Annotated in this window: 19 protein-coding genes; 7 read left to right on the top strand and 12 right to left on the bottom strand. The window is 72.6% G+C overall.

The genetic code is table 11. The features are described 5' to 3' along the window. A partial coding sequence (locus tag ACE3Q3_RS17025; RefSeq protein WP_374448102.1) for an FAD-dependent oxidoreductase occupies positions 1-1,106 on the top strand: 1,106 nt, incomplete at its 5' end. Positions 1,107-1,147: 41 nt separating this feature from the next. Next, complete coding sequence (arsB, locus tag ACE3Q3_RS17020; protein WP_374448103.1) at positions 1,148-2,170, top strand: ACR3 family arsenite efflux transporter; 1,023 nt, start codon at positions 1,148-1,150, stop codon at positions 2,168-2,170. A 36-nt stretch (positions 2,171-2,206) separates the two neighbouring features. Here arsB and ACE3Q3_RS17015 read toward each other — a convergent pair whose 3' ends face one another. Genes ACE3Q3_RS17015 through ACE3Q3_RS16990 form a run of 6 tightly spaced genes read right to left on the bottom strand, consistent with a single transcriptional unit; the run spans position 2,207 to position 8,751 of the window. Next, positions 2,207-4,555 (bottom strand): hypothetical protein, encoded by a 2,349-nt coding sequence (locus tag ACE3Q3_RS17015; protein ID WP_374448100.1) that lies wholly within the window; start codon positions 4,553-4,555, stop codon positions 2,207-2,209. Then, the gene (locus tag ACE3Q3_RS17010) at positions 4,552-5,400 is read right to left on the bottom strand and encodes a transporter substrate-binding domain-containing protein (protein WP_374448097.1); all 849 of its coding nucleotides are present in this window, start codon (positions 5,398-5,400) and stop codon (positions 4,552-4,554) included. The genes ACE3Q3_RS17015 and ACE3Q3_RS17010 overlap by 4 nt, the downstream gene beginning before the upstream one ends. A gap of 34 nt (positions 5,401-5,434) precedes the next feature. Further along, positions 5,435-6,175, bottom strand: a complete 741-nt coding sequence (locus ACE3Q3_RS17005; protein ID WP_374448095.1) for a glycosyltransferase family A protein — start codon at positions 6,173-6,175, stop codon at positions 5,435-5,437. Next, positions 6,172-6,879, bottom strand: a complete 708-nt coding sequence (locus ACE3Q3_RS17000) for a glycosyltransferase family 2 protein (RefSeq protein ID WP_374448093.1) — start codon at positions 6,877-6,879, stop codon at positions 6,172-6,174. The genes ACE3Q3_RS17005 and ACE3Q3_RS17000 overlap by 4 nt, the downstream gene beginning before the upstream one ends. A gap of 7 nt (positions 6,880-6,886) precedes the next feature. After that, a complete protein-coding gene (locus ACE3Q3_RS16995) occupies positions 6,887-7,339 on the bottom strand; it encodes a PqqD family protein (RefSeq protein ID WP_374448092.1) in 453 nt (150 codons plus the stop codon). Positions 7,340-7,368: 29 nt separating this feature from the next. Further along, on the bottom strand, positions 7,369-8,751 hold the full coding sequence (locus ACE3Q3_RS16990) for a glycosyltransferase family 4 protein (RefSeq protein WP_374448090.1): 1,383 nt from the start codon (positions 8,749-8,751) through the stop codon (positions 7,369-7,371). Between the two features lie 102 nt (positions 8,752-8,853). Between ACE3Q3_RS16990 and ACE3Q3_RS16985 the strand changes: the two genes are divergently transcribed. Further along, positions 8,854-9,144 carry a hypothetical protein gene (locus ACE3Q3_RS16985; protein WP_374448089.1) on the top strand — a complete coding sequence of 97 codons (291 nt, stop codon included), beginning with the start codon at positions 8,854-8,856 and terminating at the stop codon, positions 9,142-9,144. A 71-nt stretch (positions 9,145-9,215) separates the two neighbouring features. On the opposite strand, the gene ACE3Q3_RS16980 is transcribed toward ACE3Q3_RS16985, so the two are convergent. From ACE3Q3_RS16980 to hisI, 6 genes are all read right to left on the bottom strand, one after another. Further along, entirely contained in the window at positions 9,216-10,742 is a 1,527-nt protein-coding gene (locus ACE3Q3_RS16980; protein WP_374448087.1) for a glycosyltransferase family 39 protein, read from the bottom strand. A gap of 44 nt (positions 10,743-10,786) precedes the next feature. After that, positions 10,787-11,251, bottom strand: a complete 465-nt coding sequence (locus ACE3Q3_RS16975; protein WP_374448086.1) for a GtrA family protein — start codon at positions 11,249-11,251, stop codon at positions 10,787-10,789. Next, positions 11,248-12,069: a glycosyltransferase family 2 protein gene (locus tag ACE3Q3_RS16970; RefSeq protein ID WP_374448085.1), complete on the bottom strand. Its 822-nt coding sequence runs from the start codon at positions 12,067-12,069 to the stop codon at positions 11,248-11,250. Before ACE3Q3_RS16970 ends, ACE3Q3_RS16975 begins: the two co-directional genes overlap by 4 nt. After that, on the bottom strand, positions 12,059-13,135 hold the full coding sequence (locus ACE3Q3_RS16965) for an NAD-dependent epimerase/dehydratase family protein (RefSeq protein WP_374448084.1): 1,077 nt from the start codon (positions 13,133-13,135) through the stop codon (positions 12,059-12,061). The genes ACE3Q3_RS16970 and ACE3Q3_RS16965 overlap by 11 nt, the downstream gene beginning before the upstream one ends. Further along, positions 13,135-14,259, bottom strand: a complete 1,125-nt coding sequence (locus ACE3Q3_RS16960; RefSeq protein WP_374448081.1) for an NAD-dependent epimerase/dehydratase family protein — start codon at positions 14,257-14,259, stop codon at positions 13,135-13,137. The genes ACE3Q3_RS16965 and ACE3Q3_RS16960 overlap by 1 nt, the downstream gene beginning before the upstream one ends. Positions 14,260-14,367: 108 nt before the next feature. Continuing rightward, positions 14,368-14,799 (bottom strand): phosphoribosyl-AMP cyclohydrolase, encoded by a 432-nt coding sequence (gene hisI / locus ACE3Q3_RS16955; protein ID WP_374448080.1) that lies wholly within the window; start codon positions 14,797-14,799, stop codon positions 14,368-14,370. Positions 14,800-14,981: 182 nt separating this feature from the next. Between hisI and ACE3Q3_RS16950 the strand changes: the two genes are divergently transcribed. From ACE3Q3_RS16950 to ACE3Q3_RS16935, 4 genes are all read left to right on the top strand, one after another. After that, positions 14,982-16,004 carry an amino acid ABC transporter substrate-binding protein gene (locus ACE3Q3_RS16950; protein WP_374448076.1) on the top strand — a complete coding sequence of 341 codons (1,023 nt, stop codon included), beginning with the start codon at positions 14,982-14,984 and terminating at the stop codon, positions 16,002-16,004. Between the two features lie 100 nt (positions 16,005-16,104). Beyond that, the gene (locus tag ACE3Q3_RS16945; protein WP_374448075.1) at positions 16,105-17,298 is read left to right on the top strand and encodes an amino acid ABC transporter permease; all 1,194 of its coding nucleotides are present in this window, start codon (positions 16,105-16,107) and stop codon (positions 17,296-17,298) included. A 3-nt stretch (positions 17,299-17,301) separates the two neighbouring features. Then, positions 17,302-18,411, top strand: a complete 1,110-nt coding sequence (locus tag ACE3Q3_RS16940; RefSeq protein ID WP_374448073.1) for an amino acid ABC transporter permease — start codon at positions 17,302-17,304, stop codon at positions 18,409-18,411. After that, positions 18,408-19,026, top strand: a 619-nt coding sequence (locus ACE3Q3_RS16935) for an amino acid ABC transporter ATP-binding protein (RefSeq protein WP_374448071.1), incomplete at its 3' end; no start/stop codon positions are given. The genes ACE3Q3_RS16940 and ACE3Q3_RS16935, both read left to right, overlap by 4 nt.

The raw sequence follows: 19,026 nt of genomic DNA, 5'->3' as shown, positions 1-19,026 counted from the left end.
GCCGCGGCGCCGACAAGGTGCGGACCGCGGGCCGAACGGCGCTGCCCTTCGTCCTGCGGGTCGCCGGTCCCGACGGCAGCCAGCGCCGGTTCGAGGCGCGGGCCGTGATCGATGCGTCCGGTACCTGGGGAAGTCCCAACCCGGCCGGCGCCGACGGCTTGCCGGCGATCGGCGAGGACACCTACGCCCGCCACGTCACGACCGGCATTCCCGACGTGCTCGGCCGGGCGCGCCAGCGCCACGCGGGCCGCACGACGGCCGTCGTCGGCGGCGGCCACTCGGCCCTCAACGTGCTGATCGAACTGGCCGAGCTGCAGCGCTCCCAGCCCGCCACGCGCATCCTCTGGATCATGCGCAAGGACCGGATCGAGGCGGCCTATGGCGGCGAGGCGCTGGACGGGCTACCCGCCCGCGGCGCGCTCGGCAGCCAGGCGCGCGCCCTGGTCGAGAGCGGTGCGGTCGAGGTGCTGACCCCCTTCCGCATCGCCGAGATCCGGGCCGGCGACGGCCTGGCGCTGCGCGTCGTCGGCGACCATGGCGGACACCCGGCCTCGTTCCAGGCCGACGAGCTGGTGGTCGCGACCGGCTTCCGGCCGGACCTCGCCATGCTGCGCGAAGTCCGGCTGTCGCTCGATCCCTGGCTCGAATGCGCGGCCGGCATCGGGCCGCTCATCGACCCCAACCTGCACAGTTGCGGCACGGTCCGCCCGCACGGCGCCCGCGAACTCGCCCATGTCGAGCCGGATTTCTACATCGCCGGCATGAAGAGCTACGGCCGCGCGCCGACCTTCCTGCTGGCGACGGGCCACGAGCAGGTGCGCTCGATCGCGGCCGCGCTCGCCGGCGACGCGGAAGCGGCGGCGCGCGTCGAACTGGTGCTGCCGGAGACCGGGGTCTGCAACACGCGGCCGATCGCGGCCGGCGCCACGGCGGCGGTGTCGTCCTGCTGCGGGCCGGAACGGGTCGTCGAGGCGGCGCCCGCCGCCTGCTGCGGCCCGGCGAAGGCCGAGCCGGTCGCCGCCGCGTCCGACTGCTGCGCGCCCGCGCCGGCACCGGAGCAACCTGCCGCGGCCGGCTGCTGCGGTGCCCGGGACCGCGCGGCATGAGCGAGGCCGTGCTGCCGGCCGGCGCCGCGAAGGCGCCGGCCATGGGGCTGTTCGAGCGCTGGCTGACGCTCTGGGTGGCGCTCTGCATCGTCGTCGGCATCCTCCTCGGGCAGGCCCTGCCGGGACTGTTCCACGCGCTCGGCACGGCGACGGTCGCCGAGGTCAACCTGCCGGTGGCGATCCTCGTCTGGCTGATGATCGTGCCGATGCTCCTCAAGATCGACCTCGGCGCGCTCGGCCAGGTCGGCGCGCACTGGCGCGGCATCGCCACCACGGTCGGCGTCAACTGGCTGGTCAAGCCCTTCTCGATGGCGCTCCTCGGCTGGCTCTTCATTGGCCACCTGTTCCGGTCCTGGCTGCCGCCGGACCAGATCGAGAGCTACATGGCCGGCCTGATCCTGCTGGCGGCGGCCCCCTGCACGGCCATGGTCTTCGTCTGGTCGAACCTCGTCGACGGCGAGCCGCATTTCACGCTCGGCCAGGTCGCCCTCAACGACGTCATCATGATCTTCGCCTTCGCGCCGGTGGTGGGGCTGCTCCTCGGCCTGTCGGCGATCGTCGTGCCGTGGGACACGCTGCTGCTCTCGGTCGTGCTCTACATCGTGATCCCGGTGGTCGCAGCCCAGCTGTGGCGCCGGCGGCTCCTGGCGACGGGCGGCCGCGCCACGCTCGACCGCACGCTCGCCCGCCTCGCGCCCTGGTCGCTCACGGCGCTGCTGGCGACCCTGGTGCTGCTCTTCGGCCTCCAGGGCGAACAGATCGTGCGCCAGCCGCTGGTGATCCTGCTGCTGGCGGTGCCGATCCTGATCCAGGTCTATTTCAACGCCGGCCTCGCCTACTGGCTGAACCGGCGGCTCGGCGTCGCCTGGTGCGTCGCCGGACCGTCGGCGCTGATCGGCGCCTCCAACTTCTTCGAACTCGCGGTGGCGGCCGCGATCGCGCTCTTCGGGTTCCAGTCGGGGGCGGCCCTGGCGACGGTCGTCGGCGTCCTGATCGAGGTCCCGGTGATGCTGTCGGTGGTCGCCATCGTGCGGCGGACGCGCGGCTGGTACGAGCGGGCCTGAGCGGAACGGGCAGCGGAAAGGGCGGCGGGCGGGGTCTCAGAGGTCGCGGCGCCACAGGGCGAGGCCCGGCATCGGCTCGGGCACGAGTTCGAGGCGCCAGCCCGGCATGGCGGCGGGCATCGTCTCGCGCGGTCCGGTCTCGGCGGCCCAGACCGGGTCCTCCCAGAGCCGGACGTTGGCGACGACGAGGGTGCCGCCGGGGCGGACGGCGGATACGGCCAACGGCCACAGGCGCCGCCAGACCTCCGGGCCGTTGCCGTGCAGGTCGACCAGGACCAGGTCGAACGTCCGGCCGGCCGCGGCGAGGTAGGCGACGCCGTCGCCCAGCACCACCTCGACGCCGAGCCCGGCGAGATTGGCCGCGGCTCCGCGGTCGACGAGGTCGACCGTGGTGACCCGGCAGCCCTGGCCCGCCAGCAGGGCGGCGAGCCGGCCGCGCGAGGTGCCGACCTCGAGCGCCTTGCCGCCGGCATGGCGCGCCGCGGCCGCGACGATCGGCCGGGCGAAGACGTCGTCGAGCGACCATCCGGGATCGCCCCACTGGCCGCGGTTGACGAGCCAGCGGACCCGCGCCAGCGGCGGTGCCGCGCCGGTTTCGGCCGGCAGCATTCCGGCCTCCACCATGCGCTCGAACATGCGGTTGCGGCGGCGGAAGGCGCTGCCGAAATGGTAGCCCCAGGCCACTCCGCGGTCGCCGTCGGGGCCGAAATCGATCCGGTCCTCGCCCGCCCGGGCGAAGGGGAACTCGCAGAGCGGGATCGGGACGGCGCCCGCCCGCTGGAAGGCGACGGCGACGACGCCCTGCTCGTCGGTGTCGCGCCGCCCATCGTGCCCGGGGCGGAGCGGGCGCTCGTCCATCACCGCCTCGAACGGCCCGCGCAGCCGGAAGCCCGGCGGCAGCGAGACCAGGCCGGAATAGAGGGCGAGGTCGGGATCGACGAGGTCGAGATAGGCGCCATAGGCGCCGTGCGGCAGCCAGTGGCCGTCGCGGGCGACCCGCAGCCCGTCCCGCCCGTCGCACCAGGCCTCGAACCAGGGCGGCGCATCGACCAGGGCCTGGTCGCCGTCCAGCACCCATTCCGGGGCGTCGGGGCGGACCCGCTCGGGGAACCATTTCCACCAGTAGCCGAAGCGATCCGGGTCGCAGCCGGCCGCCCGCAGGCGCTGCGCCAGCCACGGGTTGTCGTCGGCGTCGAGCGGCCATAGCTCGACCGGCTGTTCGGCCTGGGCGAGCAGGGCGCGCGCCCGCGCGCCGGCGATGCCGTTGGTGCAGAGGCAATAGTCGACGCGGTTGCCGAAGAGCCGCGTCGCCCGGGCGATGGCCGCCCTGGTCACGGCATCGTCGAGCCCGTCGCCCTTGATCCAGCGGATCACCGGCCGCCGGCCGTGCGCGAACGGGCGGCTGCGGCGCGCCCCGTCGGTGCGCAGCATCCGCCGGGACAGCGGTTCCGCCGGAACCGGCTCGCCCGCCCGCCGCGCCCGTGCCTCCGCCGCGACGGCGGCGGGCGGGCGTTCCGGCAGCGCCCACCGGCTCGCTGCCCGGCGGGGCAGCGCCGGGTCGACCGTCACCTCCAGACGCATCACGTCCACCGCTTCCAGCGCGTCGGGCCAGGGCGCATCGCGGTGAAGCAGCGACAGTTGCAGCCACAGCCGGCCCGCCGCCGGCGCCGGCATCTCGATGCGCATCCAGAACCGTTCGCCCGGTTGCAGCGCGACCGGCGGCGGCCGGCGCTGCCCCGCGATCGGCCGCCCGGTCGCCCGGTCGATCCAGCGCAGCCCGAGGGCGGCGGGGGCGGCCCCGTTCAGGTTCCAGCGGGCCGAGCCGTCGTTTTCGATGCGGAGATGGAGGTCGACCGGCGCCCCCGGCCGCACGGCGGCGGCGTGGGCCAGCACGGCGATCCGACCGATCGGCCGGAAGGCCGGCTTCGCATGATGGCGCAACTGGTGCGCCAGCGGGTTGGTGGCGGCGGGATCGAGATCGGGGTGGAGGGCGAGATAGCGGGCGACGGCGAAGGCGGGCCCCGGATCGCGCCGCTCGCGCCCGCCGTAGAGCCAGTAGTGGAGGGCCGGATCGGCGGCACCGCGGGCGACATCCGGATAGCGCTCGCGGTACCAGACGGGATCGAACAGCGGGTGCGGGCTGCGGGTGCTCCGGTCGCGGCCGAGAAAGTGGGCGAGCGGGTCGCCCGTTCCCAGTTCGGGATGCTCGCTGCGGTACCAGGCGAGATGGAACATCGGGTGCGGCGCGATCCCGCGGGCCACGCCCACCTCGCGATAGTGGCGAAATGCCGCCGCGGGGGCATCGAACGTCCGGCCCACGGCCGCGGCGTAGGCCGCGGCATCGAAGAAGCTGGGCGTCGTGCGCCGGCCGCCGGCCCTGCTCACCGCGACGTCGCCGGCGCCCGATCCAGGTCCCAGGTATCGAGAACCGCCTGCACCTGCTCGGGCTCGACGAAGCGGCGCACGGCTTCGGCGACGACCCCCTCGCGCTTGGCGCGCAGGACGGCCGCGTCCAGGAACGCCTTCCATTCCGCCTCGCCCTGGCGCAGGCCGATGGCGCGATGACCGAGCTGGTAGGGCTCGCCCAGCAGCCGCACCCGCGGGTTCTTGCGGGCGATGCCCTGCAGGACGGCGAGGTCGTGGGCGTAGCCCTCGCCGCGACCCTGGATCAGTGCCTGCAGGCCGTCCGAAACGGTGTCGAGCCGCAGCAGCTTCGCCTGCGGCAGGTTCTTCTCGAACCAGCCGATCTGCCAGGCGCCCTTGAGCACGATGACGGTCCGGCCGGCGAGGTCGTCGAGGCGGCGCACGGCGCTTGCCTGCGGCACCAGAACGTCGCTGTGGCCCCAGGCGTAGGGGGCGCCGAAATCGATGACGCGGGCGCGCTCCTCGCTGACGCCGAGCGTCGCCAGGATGAGGTCGATCTTGCCGCCGACGAGGGAGGGGATGCGGTTGGCGGCGCTGACGCAGACCATGTCGATCTGGTCCGGCCGGCCGAAGGCATAGGCGGCAATCTGGCGGGCGAGTTCGATCTCGATGCCGACCGGCCGGCCGGTCCGGTCCATGAAGCCGTCCGGCGGATAGTCGCACTTGACGCCGGCCCGGAGCAGGCCCTGGCGCCGGATGGCGTCCGGCACCGGCGGCAGGACCTGGGCCGCGGCCGTCGCCGCCATGGCCAGCAGGCCCGCCAGCGCGGCGAGGAGGGGGGCGGCACGGCGGAAGCGGAACGGCATCGGTCCTGACCCCGCGGAATGGGCGAGCGCGAGCTTAGGGGACGGACCGACCGTCGACAATCCGAGGCGGGGTCCCGTCGGCATCGGCTTCGGCCGGCGCGGGATGTCCGCCGCGGGCCGCGGCGCGGCGGGCGGCGATCCGGCGGGCGACCACGGCAAAGGCCGCCGTCCGGTTGCGCGCCGGATCGGCGGACAGGGCATCCGCCCGCAGCGTCTTGAGCAGCAGGACGGCGGGCTCGACGGCGGGCTCGGCCACCGCTGCGGCGCGGGCGAACCAGTCCATGTCGCAGCCCATGCCGAGGTCCGGCAGGAACGGTCCGACCCGGTCGAGGAGGCGGCGATGGGCGAGCAGCGTGCCCGGCGTCCGGCCGAGCCGCGGCGCGCCCCGCGGCCCGGCGATCGCGGACGCCTCGGCATCGTCGGCGACGAAGCGGAGATGGGCGACCGCATAGGCGGCGGCGGGCGGGGCGGCGAGCGCTGCCTCCTGCCGGGCGAGCTTGTCCGGCGTCCAGCGATCGTCATGGTCGAGGAAGGCGACGAGGTCGCCATGCGCCTCGGCCAGCGCGAGGTTGCGGGCATCCGCCAGCCCCTGCCCGCGCTGGAGCACGACGCGGGCGCCCCACGCGGCGGCGATCGCCGCCGAACCGTCGGCGGACCGCCCGTCGATCACCAGCACCTCGTCGGGCGCCCGCGCCTGGGCGCGGATGCTGGCGAGCGCCCGCGGCAGGCGCAGCGCGCCGTCGCGCACGCAGACGACGGCGGTGATGCGCGTCATGGGCCGCCCTGCGGCCGGCGCTCGCGCGCCACCCGGGCGAGGCTGCGCATCCACAGGCCGAGATGATCCCGGCGGCGTGCCTCGGCGCCGAACCCCTCCATCAGGGAGCCGTGGCCGCGCCGGTAGTAGAGCGTCACCTGCGGCAGCGCCCGGCGCACGATCCCGGCGGCACGCGAGCGGATCCAGAAATCGACGTCCTCGGACGTCCGCAGCGCCTCGTCGAAGCCGCCCAACCGCGCGACGACGGCGCGCCGGAAGAGCGCGCTGCCGAGGTTGAAGCCGCCGGCGATCCGGCCGAGCACCGTCGCCGGCCCGTCGAACTCGCCCGGTGCGGCGTCGCGGAAGCGACGCACCTGGCCGTGCGCGACGTCGACGCCGGGGGCCTCCTCCAGGGCCGCGAGCATCGTCGCCAGCGCGTGGCGCGGCCACAGATCGTCGGCGTCGAGAAACGCGACATACCGGCCGGTGGCATCCGCGGCGCCGCGATTGCGGGCGGCCGAAGGGCCGCGCCCCTCCAGGCGCAGGAGCCGGACCGGGACCGGCGACCGCTCGAGCCGGCCGGCCGGGTCGTCGCGCGAGCCGTCGTCGACGACGATCGTCTCGATCGGCCCCGCCTGCTGCCGCGCGACGCTCGCCAGCGCCTCCAGCAGCAGGTCGCCCGCGTCCCGCACCGGGATGACGACGCTGACGAGGATCGGCGGCACCCGGCACCTATGCCGGCGGTCGGGCCGCGTGCGGCCATCCGAGGTCGTCGACCTCGTGGATCGGATCGAGGGTCAGCAGGTCCTGCATCTCGGTGAAGCGCTCGATCACCGGGGCGGCGAAGGCCTCGCCGGGGGCGGGCGGCGGCACGCGCCGGACGTCCGCCGGCGCGGCCGGCCCGTCGGCCGGCAGGAGAACCCGGTCGGCAACGAGCCCGGCGACGAAACCGTCGACCGCGTCCGCCGCGGCCGCCGGCTCCAGCCCGTACTGGCCGGCGGCCCAGGCGCGGAGGTCGTCGACCGAGCGGCCGTCCTCGATCTCGCCCCACAGGGCGACGGCCGAACCGCGCAGGCTGTAGTAGAAGCCGCTCAGCGTGTTGATGAGGATCACCTCGCCGTCGATGACGTCGTGGGCGATCTCCTCGCGATTGATGCGGACGTGCAGCGGCAGGGTGGTGTCCATCGGTCCAGTCCGGTCGGGCGTGCGTGCGGCTACGATAGTTCGGCCGTCCGGGCGCGGCCATCCCCGCGGACGACGCCGGCCGCCGCTGCCGCCGCGAACTCCGCGGCGGCGGCCGCGTCGCGGCCCTCGGCCGCCAGCACCAGCCCCGTCCAGTGGCGCAGCATGCCGTCGTCGGGGGTGCCGTTGCGGTGGTGGAAGAGGCCGCCCTCGACCCGGACCCAGTCCCCCGCCAGGCGCATCACGGCGCGGTCGGCGGCGGCGCTGCCGGCGAGGCTCTCGCGGAACGGCGTTCCCCACTCGCCGAGCGCCGCGGCGAAGCGGCGCGCGGCCGGGAACGGGTCGTCGCGCGGCGGGCCGGCGCGGTCGCGGCCGGGGGACGCGGCGGCGGCCTGCAGGATGCCCTCGATCCGGCGGGCGGCGGCGGCGCTGTCGAACTGCACCCTTGCATGGTCGGCGGCCGCCCGGCCGAGGCGGCGGCGCAGGTCCGGGTCGGCGGCGAGCGCGGCCAGCGCCGCGCCATAGTCCCGTTCGTCGACGACGAGGCCGGTGCGGCCATGCTCGACCATGTCGACAATGCCGCCGTGGCGCAGGATGACGGGCGGCAGGCCGGCGCGCATCGCCTCCTGCAGGCTGCGGTCGCTGCTGGAGTAGGTGTCGGGCGCCAGCGGGTAGCCGAACACGTCGGACGCCGCCAGCACCGGCCGCAGGTCGCCGACGAAGCCCGGCAGATGGAAGCGGTCGCGGGCGCCCGCCGCCTCGGCCGCCTGGAGCAGGGCGGCTTCGCCGCCGCCGGCGCCGCAGACGACGAAGCGGGCCTCGGGCGGCGCCCCGGCGAGCGACAGGCGGACGAAGTCCGGATGGATCTTGCCGGGACCGATCGTGCCGACATAGGTGACGACGAAGCCCGCGTGCGGAACCGGCTGCAGGTCGGCGAAGGGTTCGAGGTCGACGACGCCCCGCACCGTCTCGGGCGGGGCGAGCAGTGCCGGGTGGCCGGCGAGCGGCGCCCGCCCGGCCGTCGCGGCGGCCGTCAGGACGATCCGGTCGGCGCGCTCGATCAGCGCCGGCGGCACCAGCTGCGGCGGCGCCGATCCGCAGGTCTTGAGCCAGCCGACCACCGGCAGGCCGGACGGCAGGCGCTCGAGGAATGCCAGCGTCGCCGGCGTGTTCCAGAAGTTCAGCAGCACGACATCGGCATCGGCGAGCGCCGCCGCCTCCCGGTCCGGGGCGAGGATCGGGATGGCCGCGCGCGCCAGTTGCAGGCGGATCAGCGGCGAGACGGTGGGCTCCAGCGCCAGCACCCGGTGGCGCCCGCCGGCCGCCCGCGCGGTCGCGACCACCGATCCGGCGGCGCCACCGGCCCGCAGATGGGCGATGACGTGGAGGACGCGCAGCCCGGAGCCGGCGGCCATCAGATTTTTCCGGTGCCGGGCAAAACCATCCGGCGGCAGTCCTCGACTATGGGGCAACGCCGCACCGATGGACGGTCCGGCCTTTCACACTGGAGCCCAGACATGAACAAGATCGCATTCTTCGCGGCCGCCTTCGCCCTCGCCCTCGCCGGCTCGGCGCTCGCCAACACCGACGACGGCAAGTACGGCCAGCTGCTCGACGACGGCAAGTTCGGCGCCAACATGGACGCCGGCAAGTTCGGCCGCAACCTCGAAGCCGGCAAGTTCGGCGCCAACGCCGACGAGGGCAAGAAGGGCGCCAACCTCGAAGAGGGCAAGGCGGGCGCGAACATGGACGACGGCAAGTACGGCCGCAACCTGGACGAGGGCAAGTTCGGCGCCAACGGCTTCTGAGCCGAAGCCTTGCAGGTCCCGGCCGACGGCGGCCGGCGCGTCCCGGGCGGATGCGCCGGCCGCACCGTCGTTCAGGACCCCGCCATGCAGCGGCCGATCCAGAAGTCGCGCCGGTCGGCGACCGTGCAGGCGTGGATCGGCACCGCCTCCAGGCATTCGTTGCGCGACGGCCGGACCTTGACGAAGAGCACCGGGCGCTCGGCCCGGATCGCCTGCCAGTTCCGCTCGTTGCAGCCGCCGACCCAATGGTCGGGATCCTTGCCGATCATGAAGGCCGGCCGCTCCGAATAGAGCGCGATGTCGGCCATCCAGTCGTTGCCGGTGACGACGATGGGACCGGGCGGAAAGCCGCCGGCCCGGATGGTCCGGGCGATCTCCAGCGCCCGCGTCGCGTCCGGCCATTGCGGCGCGCCCGGCATCAGCCGCCGGAAGAGATAGACCGGCGGCTCGCCCGCCCGGGCCCGCTCGACGGGCCGCCAGCGCAGGTCGGCATCGACCCAGACCGCGGCCACCAGCAGCGGTGCCGCGGCCGCCGCCAGCCAGGGACCGCGGCCGAGGCCGGCCACCCAGGCGATCCCCGACCCCGCCAGTACCACCAGCACCGGCAGGATGGCGTAGGCGTAGTAGTCGTGGACGAAATAGAGGTTGAGGAAGAGCAGCGGACCGAGCGCCCCCGGCAGCAGCCAGGCCATCCGGCGCGGATCGTCCAGCGTCCGGACGCCCCCGGCGACGAAGGCGATCGCACCGGGCAGCCCGAGGATGGTCGCGCCGACCGTGACGGCGACCGTCTTCCAGACCGCGGGCGACAGCCGCTGCTCGAGGGTGCCGAAATTCCAGCGCGACAGCTCGGCCGAGGTGAGGCCGACGCCGCCGACCAGGTTCTGCGTCTTCACGAAGTCGGCCCAGCCGGTCCAGGCGATGGCGGCCGCCATCGGCAGCAGCGCCGCGAAGGCGAATACCGCCGGGTCGCGCCAGGACCATCGCGACGGCCGCCAGAGTTGCCGGCCGATGGCGTAGAGGAGGCCGGCCGCCGGGAGGTAGACGACGAAGGTGGTGATCTTGACCGTCGCCGCGAGCGCGCCGGCGACGGCGGCGGCGGCGACGAGGCGGCCGGCGCGCGCCGCCGTGCCCGCCCGGTCGACGAGGTCGAGATGGGCGAGGACCAGGAGCGCCGCCGTCGACTCGATCATGGCGCTGGTCGACCAGAAGACCGCATAGGGCAGCGCGACCCAGAGCAGCACCGCGGCGTCGGCCGCCACCGGCGAGAAATGGCGCCGGGCGAGCCGGTGCAGGGGCCAGGCGGCGAGCAGGTGGGCGGCGAACGAGACGCCGCGGCAGGCAGCGGCGACCGCCTCGACCGAGCCGGCGCCGAGGAGCTTCAGGATGCAAGCGGCGACCGCCTGGTAGAGCGGGAACTCGAACGGGATCGACGGATGCGCGGTGCCGAACAGCGGCAGCGGCGGCCGCAGCAGGTCGATGCCATCGCGCACGTACCAGTAGACGGTGAGCGCGGTCTGGGTCTGCCGGAAGGCGTGCTGGTCGAGCAGCGGTGCCGTCCAGGCGATGAAGAGCTGGGCGGCCGCGACAAGGGCGGCCACACCCAGGACGACCGTCCGGGCCGGAGGCATGGCGGTGCCGACGGTCAGCGGGCGCCGGTATCGTCGACCGGGCGAGCGCCGCGTCCGAGCCGGTTGCCGAGCCGCCAGCTCGCCTCCGGCACGACGGCCGAGAAGACGATGAGGCGCCGCCCGAGGAAGTTCCAGGCGAGCACCGGCGCGACGGCGGCGATCTTGGCGACCAGCGGCGGCTCGCCCAGCGCCAGCAGCAGCCAGACGAACCCGGTGTTGAGCCCGAGCCCGACCAGCGCCACGAACGCGAAGCGCAGCGCTTCCTGGCCGCGCGGGATGGCGCTGCTCTGGAAGGCGATGGCGTTCGACAGCAGGTAATTGGCGACGGTCGCGGCGAGGAAGCTCGCCACCGATGCCGGAAGGGTGGCGAGACCCGCCTGCAGCAGCAGGACGAAGGCGACGAGCTCGACCAGGAAGGCCGACCCGCCGACCACCAGGTAGCAGGCGAACTGCAGCCGGATGTCGGAGCGCGCGATCATCGGTGCCACACCTGGAGCTGGCTCTCGCGGAGGTCGCGGCGGTCGCGGTAGTCCTGGCGCGACAGCCACTTCTCGATGAGGCAGTAGAGGATGATGAAGAGGTAGCGCGAGCCCATCTCGCGCACCTTGAACTTGGAAACGCCTTCCTTGCGGTTGATCCAGCCGTTGGGCTCGATCGCATAGCGATAGCCGCGCACGATCGCCTTCAGCGGCAGCTCGACCGTGAGGTTGAAATGGTAGGCGAGCAGCGGCTGGAGGCCGGCGATCACCGAGCGGCGGTAGAGCTTGAAGGCGTTGGTGGTGTCGTTGTAGCGCATCAGGAAGAGGGCGCGGATCACCTGATTGCCGAGCCGGTTCAGCACCAGCTTCGGCCACGGATAGTCCGACGTCCGGCCGCCGCGGGCGAAGCGGGTGCCGAAGACGCAGTCGTAGCCCTCCTGCAGACGGTGCCAGAAGCGCACGAGGTCGTCGGGCGGATCGGAGCCGTCGGCCATGACGATGGCGACCGCCTCGCCGCGGAACTCGGCGAGACCGGTGCGGACCGCCAGCCCGAAGCCGTTGGGCTTCGGGTTGTTGACGTAGCGCACCGCGGGATTGGCGGCGCCGAGCCGCTGCAGGATCGCCTCGGTCGCATCGCGGCTGTTGTCGTTGACGACCAGGATCTCGTGCGCGATCCCGGCTGCGGTGAGGGCGGCGACGAGGGCCGCGATCGTCTCCTCGATCTGGCCCTCCTCGTCGTGGGCCGGGATGACGACGGAGAGGAGGCCGGGGATCCCCGCCTTCTCCCACTCGGCGAGCGAGCGGACCTCAAGCGGCATCGTCGCGCAACCGGCGCTCGACCGCGGCGTGCATCTGATCGAGGATGGCGTCGAGGTCGTAGCGATAGCGCCAGTCCGGGAAGTCGGCCTGGAAGCGGCGGGTATCGCTGATCCACCACATGTGGTCGCCCATGCGCGCCTGGTCCGAATAGGACCAGCGCATCGGCCGGCCGGTGCGCCGCTCGCAGCCGGCGATCGCCTCCAGCATCGAGCAGTTGGCGTGCCGGCCGCCGCCCATGTTGTAGACCGCGGCCGGCCTCGGCCGCTGGACGAAGGCCCAGAGGGCGGCCGCCAGGTCGTCGGCGTGGATGTTGTCGCGCACCTGCTTGGCCTTGTAGCCGAAGACGGTGTAGGGCCGGTCGGCGACGGCGCAGCGCATCAGGTAGGCGAGGAAGCCGTGCAGCTCGGCGCCGCTGTGGTCGGCGCCGGTCAGGCAGCCGCCGCGGAAGCAGGCGGTGCCGATGCCGAAATAGCGGCCATACTCCTGCACCAGCAGGTCGGCCGACGCCTTGGAGACGCCGAACAGGCTGTGCATGGTGCCGTCGATCGACATCGTCTCGTCGATGCCGTGCTCGGCCCAGCGATGGGCGGGATCGAGCTCCCAGCGGGTCTCGCGCTCGACCAGCGGCAGGTCGTTCGGCGTGTCGCCGTAGACCTTGTTGGTGCTGAGGAAGACGAAGGCGGCGTCGGGCGCGTGCCGGCGCGTCGCCTCCAGCAGCACCAGCGTGCCGTTGGCGTTGACCGAGAAGTCCATGACCGGGTCGCGGGCGGCCCAGTCGTGGGAGGGCTGGGCGGCGGCGTGGACGACGGCGAGGATGTCCCGGCCGTGGCGGGCGAAGACCTGGCCGACCGCGTCGGCGTCGCGGATGTCGGCGGCGACGTGGCGGTAGCCCGGCACCTCGCGCTCCAGCACCTGCCGGTTCCACGCGGTGCTCGCCGCCTCGCCGAAGAAATGCCGGCGCAGGTCGTTGTCGATGCCGACGACGTCCAGCCCTTCGCTCGCAAACCTGCGGACGGCGGCGGCCCCGACGAGCCCTGCCGATCCGGTGACGATGGCGACGGCCATCACCCCTCGCTTTCCTGCCCCCGCTCGCCTGTCCGGTGTCCGCCCGACATGCCGAGAATCGGTTCCAGCAGCTTCCGATGGTCGGTCAGCCACCGAAAGACATCTTCCACTATACCCTCCAGCCGCCGTGTCGGCACCCATCCGGTCGCCGCCTGGACCGCGGCGGCGTCGGTGACGTACCAGGGCACGTCGGCCGGGGCGGTATCGGCGACCCCGCCCACGGTCCGGCCCGCGCCGGCGCGGGCGCCGCACAGTGCCGACAGTTCGCGCAGCGACAGGCTGAGATCGCGTCCGCCGCCGACATTGTACGTGCAACCGGCATGCCGGCCGGGATCGGCGAGCTGGCGCTCGATCAGCGCATGCAGGTCGGCGACGTGCAGGACGTCGCGCACCTGCAGCCCCTCGCCGCCGAACCCCATGTAGGAGAGCGGCCCGCCATAGAGATGGCGGGCGGCCCACAGGACGAAGAAGCCCTGGTCGACCTTGCCCATCTGCCAGGGGCCGGTGAGCACACCGCAGCGGTCGACCACCGTCGCGAGGCCGTACATGGCGCCGTATTCGTGGACCAGAAGCTCGCTCGCGAGCTTGGTCGCGCCGTAGAGCGAGCGGGCGCCGTCGAGCGGGAAGTCGCGGGCGATGCCGGCATGGGACCAGCCGGGACCGGCCGCCGTCGGCGGCAGGTCGAGCCGGTCTCCCGCCCGCTCGAGCGGCAGGCCGCGCAGGCCGGCGATCGGATAGACCCGGCTCGTGGACAGGAAGAGGATGTCGGCGCCGTGCCGGCGCGCCGCCTCCAGGCAGCGCGCGGTGCCGCCGAGGTTGGTGTCGACCAGGTAGTCGGCGCCGCCGTCGTAGCCGGCATGGACCGAGGGTTCGGCCGAGCAGTCGACGAGGAGGTCGAAGGCGCCGACCTCGGCCAGGTCGGCGGCCTGGCGCACGTCGCCGTGGCGGAACTCGACGCCGCCCGACGCGAGCCGCTGCAGGGCGAGTTCGCTGCCGCGCCGCTTGAGATTGTCGAAGGCGATCACCCTGGCGCCGTCGCGATCGCGCTTCATCAGGGTCGCCAGATGCGAGCCGACGAAGCCCGCGCCGCCGGTCACCAGGATGGTCCGGTGGGCCCTGGTCATGGCGTCTGGGCGACTCCGGAGGATGTCATCACCCTACCCATGGCATGGCGGCCACCCCGGTCGGAAGAGGCCGGCGTCCGAATGTCGCGACCGCGACGCGCGTTCGGATCAGAAGCGGTCCTGCCCGTAGAGCGCGTCGGGGGCGACCAGCACCGGCGCGACGGTGACGAGGCCGCCGTCGCGCCACGCCCGGAAGAAGCAATTGCGCCGGCCGGTGTGGCAGGCGACGCCCTGCTGGTCGACCAGCGCCAGCAGCGTGTCGCCGTCGCAGTCGACCCGCAATTCGACCAGCCGCTGCACCTGGCCCGAACTCTCGCCCTTGCGCCACAGCCGGCCGCGCGAGCGCGACCAGTAGCAGACGCGGCCGGTGGCGACGGTCTCGATGACGGCGTCGCGGTTCATCCATGCCACCATCAAGACCTCGCCGCTGTCGTGCTGCTGGGCGACGACGGCGACGAGGCCGTTGGCGTCGAACGCGACGGCGTCGAGCAGCGGCTGGCACGCGTTCTGCACGGCCCCGGGCTGTGAGGGAGTGGTCATCGTTCGGTCTCCGGCGGTCCGAGCCCCCCGGTTTGCCATCGGGGCGTGGGATGGATATCGTAATTCAATCGACCCGGGTCCGTGGGGCCGCGCACCAGACGACCAGATCGGCCGGAGCGTCGTCGGCACCCGGGGAACGATACGATGGGCACAAAGCAACCATATTCAGGGAAGGTGTCACCATGAAAAAGCTCAGCGTGGTCGTGGCCGGCGCGGCACTGGCGGCGTTTGCCGTCGGTCCGGCGCAGGCCGGTAAGACGCTCGATGCCGTCAAGCAGCGCGGGCAACTCATCTGCGGCGTCAGCCCGTCGACGGCCGGCTTCTCGCGGCCGAACAACCAGGGCGCCTGGGAAGGGCTCGACGTCGACTTCTGCAAGGCGGTGGCGATCGCCCTCTTCGGCGACGCCTCCAAGGTCCGCTACGTCTCGACGACCTCGCCGCAGCGCTTCCCGGCGCTCCAGTCGGGCGAAGTCGACATGCTGTCGCGCACCACCACGGCGACGCTGACCCGCGACACCGTCAACGGCTTCAACTTCGCCCCCGTCACCTTCTATGACGGCCAGGGCTTCATGGTCCCGAAGAAGCTCGGCGTGAAGAGCGCCAAGGAGCTGAACGGCGCCACCGTCTGCGTCTCGCCCGGCACGACGACCGAGCTCAACCTCGCGGACTATTTCCGCGCCCAGAAGATGCAGTTCAAGCCGGTCGTGATCGAGAAGGTGGACGAGATCCGGGCCGCCTACTTCAGCGGCCGCTGCGACGTCTACACGACCGACGCCTCGGGCCTCGCGGCCATGCGCGCGGTCGACGCCCCCAATCCCGAAGACCACCTCATCCTGCCCGAGATCATCTCGAAGGAGCCGCTGGCCCCGACCGTGCGCCACGGCGACGAGGAGTTTGCCGACGTCGTGCGCTGGGCCGTCTACGCCACGATCGAGGCCGAGGAACTCGGCATCACCTCGAAGAACGTCGACCAGATGCTGAAGAGCGAGGATCCGGGGATCAAGCGGTTCCTCGGCGTCACGCCCGGCAACGGCAAGGCGCTCGGGCTCGACGAGAAATGGGCCTACAACATCGTCAAGCAGCTCGGGAACTACGGCGAGATCTTCGAGCGCAACGTCGGCAAGAACACCCCGCTCAAGCTGGAGCGCGGCCTGAACGACCTGTGGACCCGCGGCGGGCTGCAGTACGCGCAGCCCTTCCGGTGACGCCGATCGCCGTCTGACGGCAGGCCTGCCGCCGGCCCGGGGAGGGGGCCGGCGGCAGCTGCCGGACATGCATCGGATCATCGCGTAAGGGGGACACGCCATGGCCGTCCAGTATGGGGGTCGGCCGGCCCGCGGTTCGGGCTGGCGGCTGTCCTGGAACGATCGCAACGTCCGTGCGGTCGTCTACCAGGCTCTGGCGCTGGCCGCGGTCGCGGCCGGCGTCTGGTATTTCGTCGACAACACGCTGGAGAACCTCGCCCGCCTCGGGCTGGCGTCGGGCTTCGGCTTCATGGACCGCGAGGCGGCGTTCCCCATCGGGGAATCCCTGATCGACTACACGCCCGCCGACAGCTACGCCCGCGCCCTGCTGGTCGGCATCATCAACACGCTCTACGTCTCGGCCATCGGCGTCGTCTTCGCGACGATCATCGGCACGCTCATCGGCATCGCCCGGCTGTCGCGGAACTGGCTCGTCGCCAAGCTCGCCTCGGTCTATGTCGAGGTCGTGCGGAATACGCCGCTGCTGCTGCAGCTCTTCTTCTGGTACATGATCTTCCTCGAAACGCTGCCGAGCGCCCGCCAGGCGCTGCAGCCGCTGCCCGACGTCTTCCTGTCGAACCGGGGCATGCGTTTCCCGGTCCCGGCCGCCGCCGAGGGGTGGACGCTGCTGCTGGCGGGTGCCGTCATCGGCGTGGTCGGGGCCGTCGTGCTGTCGAACTGGGCGCGGCGCCGCCAGGAAGCGACCGGCCGGCCGTTCCCGGCATTGTCCGCGAGCCTGGGCCTGATCTTCGGCATGGCGGCGATCGGCTGGCTCGTCGGCGGCGCGCCGACGGCGCTCGACCGCCCGGCGCTCCGCGGCTTCAACTTCTCGGGCGGCGTCGAGGTCTCGCCCGAGTTCGTGGCCCTGCTGCTCGGCCTCGTCATCTACACGGCCGGCTTCGTCGCCGAGATCGTGCGTGGCGGCATCCTCGCCGTCTCCCACGGCCAGACCGAGGCGGCGTCCGCCCTCGGCCTCAAGCGGGGCATGGTCCTGCGCCTCGTCATCCTGCCGCAGGCGCTCCGGGTCATCATCCCGCCGATGACGAGCCAGTACCTCAACCTGACCAAGAACAGCTCGCTCGCCGTCGCCATCGGCTTTCCCGACCTCGTCCATCTCGCCAACACGGCGATCAACCAGACGGGGCAGGCGATCGAGGGCATCGCCATCATCATGGCGGTCTATCTCACGATCAGCCTCTCCATCTCGCTCTTCATGAACTGGTACAACCGGCGCGTCGCGCTGGTGGAGCGTTGAGCCATGGCTGAAATCGCGCATGGCGGCGGAGCCGCCCCGGCGATGCGTCCGCCGGTGATCGAGATCGGCGTCCTCGGCTGGGTCCGCAAGAACCTGTTCGGCAGCGTCGGCAGCACGCTGCTGACCCTGATCGCCGTCTATTTCCTCGCCACCACGATCCCGCCCTTCCTCGACTGGGCCATCTTCCGGGCGGTCTGGTCCGCCGACACCTCGGCGCCCTGCAAGGTCGAGGGGGCGGGCGCCTGCTGGGCCTTCATCGCCGACAAGCATCGCCTGATCTTCTTCGGCACCTATCCCTATGCCGAGCAGTGGCGGCCGCTCCTGGCGACGGCGCTGCTGCTGGCGATGGTGGTCGCGAGCTGCGACCGCCGCTTCTGGAACCGCTGGCTGGCGCTCTGGTGGGTCCTCGGCCTCGTCGTCTGCTCGGTGCTGATGTGGGGCGGGGTCCTCGGCCTGACCTACGTCTCGAACCTCGACTGGGGCGGGCTGCCGCTGACCATCATCATGGCGGTCGTGGGGTCGGTCTTCGCGTTCCCGCTCGGCCTGGCGCTCGCGCTCGGCCGGCGGTCGCACATGCCGATCATCCGCTGGCTCAGCGTCGCCTATATCGAGCTGATCCGCGGCGTGCCGCTCATCACCGTGCTCATCACGGCATCGGTCATCTTCCCGCTGTTCCTGCCCGCCGGCGTCAACATCGACAAGCTCCTGCGCGCCCAGGTCGGTCTCATCCTCTTCGAGGCGGCCTACATCGCCGAGATCGTCCGCGGCGGGCTCCAGGCGGTGCCGCGGGGCCAGCACGAGGCGGCGGAGGCGCTCGGCCTCAGCTTCCTGCAGAAGCAGCGCAAGATCATCCTGCCGCAGGCGCTGCGGATGGTGATCCCGCCGCTCGTCGGCAACTTCATCGGGCTCTTCAAGAGCACGACGCTGGTGGTCGTGATCGGCCTCTTCGACCTGCTGAACAGCGCCAAGGCGGCGCTGACCGACCTCAACTGGCGCGGCTTCTCGATCGAGCTCTACCTGTTCACGGCCGCCGTCTACTTCGTCTTCTGCTACTCGATGTCGAAATACAGCCAGTCGCTCGAACGCGACCTCAACAGGGGAACCCGGCGATGACGCAGTCGCAAAGCCAGGGCGCGGCGGCCGCCCGCCACGAGATCGGCCGCGAGGTCATGATCGAGCTCCGCCAGGTCAACAAATGGTTCGGGGAGTTCCATGTCCTGAAGGACATCAACCTGCAGGTGCGCCGCGGCGAGCGGGTCGTGGTCTGCGGGCCGTCGGGCTCCGGCAAGTCGACCATGATCCGCTGCATCAACCGCCTGGAGGAACACCAGAAGGGGCACATCGTCGTCGACGGGGTGGAACTGACCAACGACGTCAAGAACGTCGAGCAGATCCGCCGCGAGGTCGGCATGGTGTTCCAGAGCTTCAACCTCTTCCCGCACCTGACGGTGATGGAGAACCTGACGCTGGCGCCGATCTGGGTGCGCAAGGTGCCCAAGCGCGAGGCGGAGGCGACGGCGATGCAGCTCCTGGAGCGGGTCAAGATCCCGGAGCAGGCGCACAAGTACCCGGGCCAGCTCTCCGGCGGCCAGCAGCAGCGCGTCGCCATCGCCCGCAGCCTGTGCATGAAGCCGAAGATCATGCTCTTCGACGAGCCGACCTCGGCGCTCGATCCCGAGATGATCAAGGAGGTGCTGGACGTCATGGTCCAGCTCGCCGAGGACGGCA

It is taken from the genome of Allostella sp., assembly GCF_041913585.1.
In the GTDB taxonomy this organism is placed as follows: domain Bacteria; phylum Pseudomonadota; class Alphaproteobacteria; order ATCC43930; family Allostellaceae; genus Allostella.
This window is presented reverse-complemented; position numbering and strand designations above follow the sequence as displayed.

What these genes read in the sequence shown, in the direction of transcription:
- ACE3Q3_RS17005 (WP_374448095.1), bottom strand. Translation starts at nt 6,175, where the DNA reads ATGACGCGCATCACCGCCGTCGTCTGCGTGCGCGACGGCGCGCTGCGC.
- ACE3Q3_RS16940 (WP_374448073.1), top strand. Translation starts at nt 17,302, where the DNA reads ATGGCTGAAATCGCGCATGGCGGCGGAGCCGCCCCGGCGATGCGTCCG.
- arsB (WP_374448103.1), top strand. Translation starts at nt 1,148, where the DNA reads ATGGGGCTGTTCGAGCGCTGGCTGACGCTCTGGGTGGCGCTCTGCATC.
- ACE3Q3_RS16975 (WP_374448086.1), bottom strand. Translation starts at nt 11,251, where the DNA reads ATGATCGCGCGCTCCGACATCCGGCTGCAGTTCGCCTGCTACCTGGTG.
- ACE3Q3_RS16995 (WP_374448092.1), bottom strand. Translation starts at nt 7,339, where the DNA reads ATGGACACCACCCTGCCGCTGCACGTCCGCATCAATCGCGAGGAGATC.
- ACE3Q3_RS16970 (WP_374448085.1), bottom strand. Translation starts at nt 12,069, where the DNA reads ATGCCGCTTGAGGTCCGCTCGCTCGCCGAGTGGGAGAAGGCGGGGATC.
- ACE3Q3_RS16965 (WP_374448084.1), bottom strand. Translation starts at nt 13,135, where the DNA reads ATGGCCGTCGCCATCGTCACCGGATCGGCAGGGCTCGTCGGGGCCGCC.
- ACE3Q3_RS16945 (WP_374448075.1), top strand. Translation starts at nt 16,105, where the DNA reads ATGGCCGTCCAGTATGGGGGTCGGCCGGCCCGCGGTTCGGGCTGGCGG.
- ACE3Q3_RS16990 (WP_374448090.1), bottom strand. Translation starts at nt 8,751, where the DNA reads ATGGCCGCCGGCTCCGGGCTGCGCGTCCTCCACGTCATCGCCCATCTG.
- hisI (WP_374448080.1), bottom strand. Translation starts at nt 14,799, where the DNA reads ATGACCACTCCCTCACAGCCCGGGGCCGTGCAGAACGCGTGCCAGCCG.
- ACE3Q3_RS16985 (WP_374448089.1), top strand. Translation starts at nt 8,854, where the DNA reads ATGAACAAGATCGCATTCTTCGCGGCCGCCTTCGCCCTCGCCCTCGCC.
- ACE3Q3_RS16950 (WP_374448076.1), top strand. Translation starts at nt 14,982, where the DNA reads ATGAAAAAGCTCAGCGTGGTCGTGGCCGGCGCGGCACTGGCGGCGTTT.
- ACE3Q3_RS16960 (WP_374448081.1), bottom strand. Translation starts at nt 14,259, where the DNA reads ATGACCAGGGCCCACCGGACCATCCTGGTGACCGGCGGCGCGGGCTTC.
- ACE3Q3_RS17010 (WP_374448097.1), bottom strand. Translation starts at nt 5,400, where the DNA reads ATGCCGTTCCGCTTCCGCCGTGCCGCCCCCCTCCTCGCCGCGCTGGCG.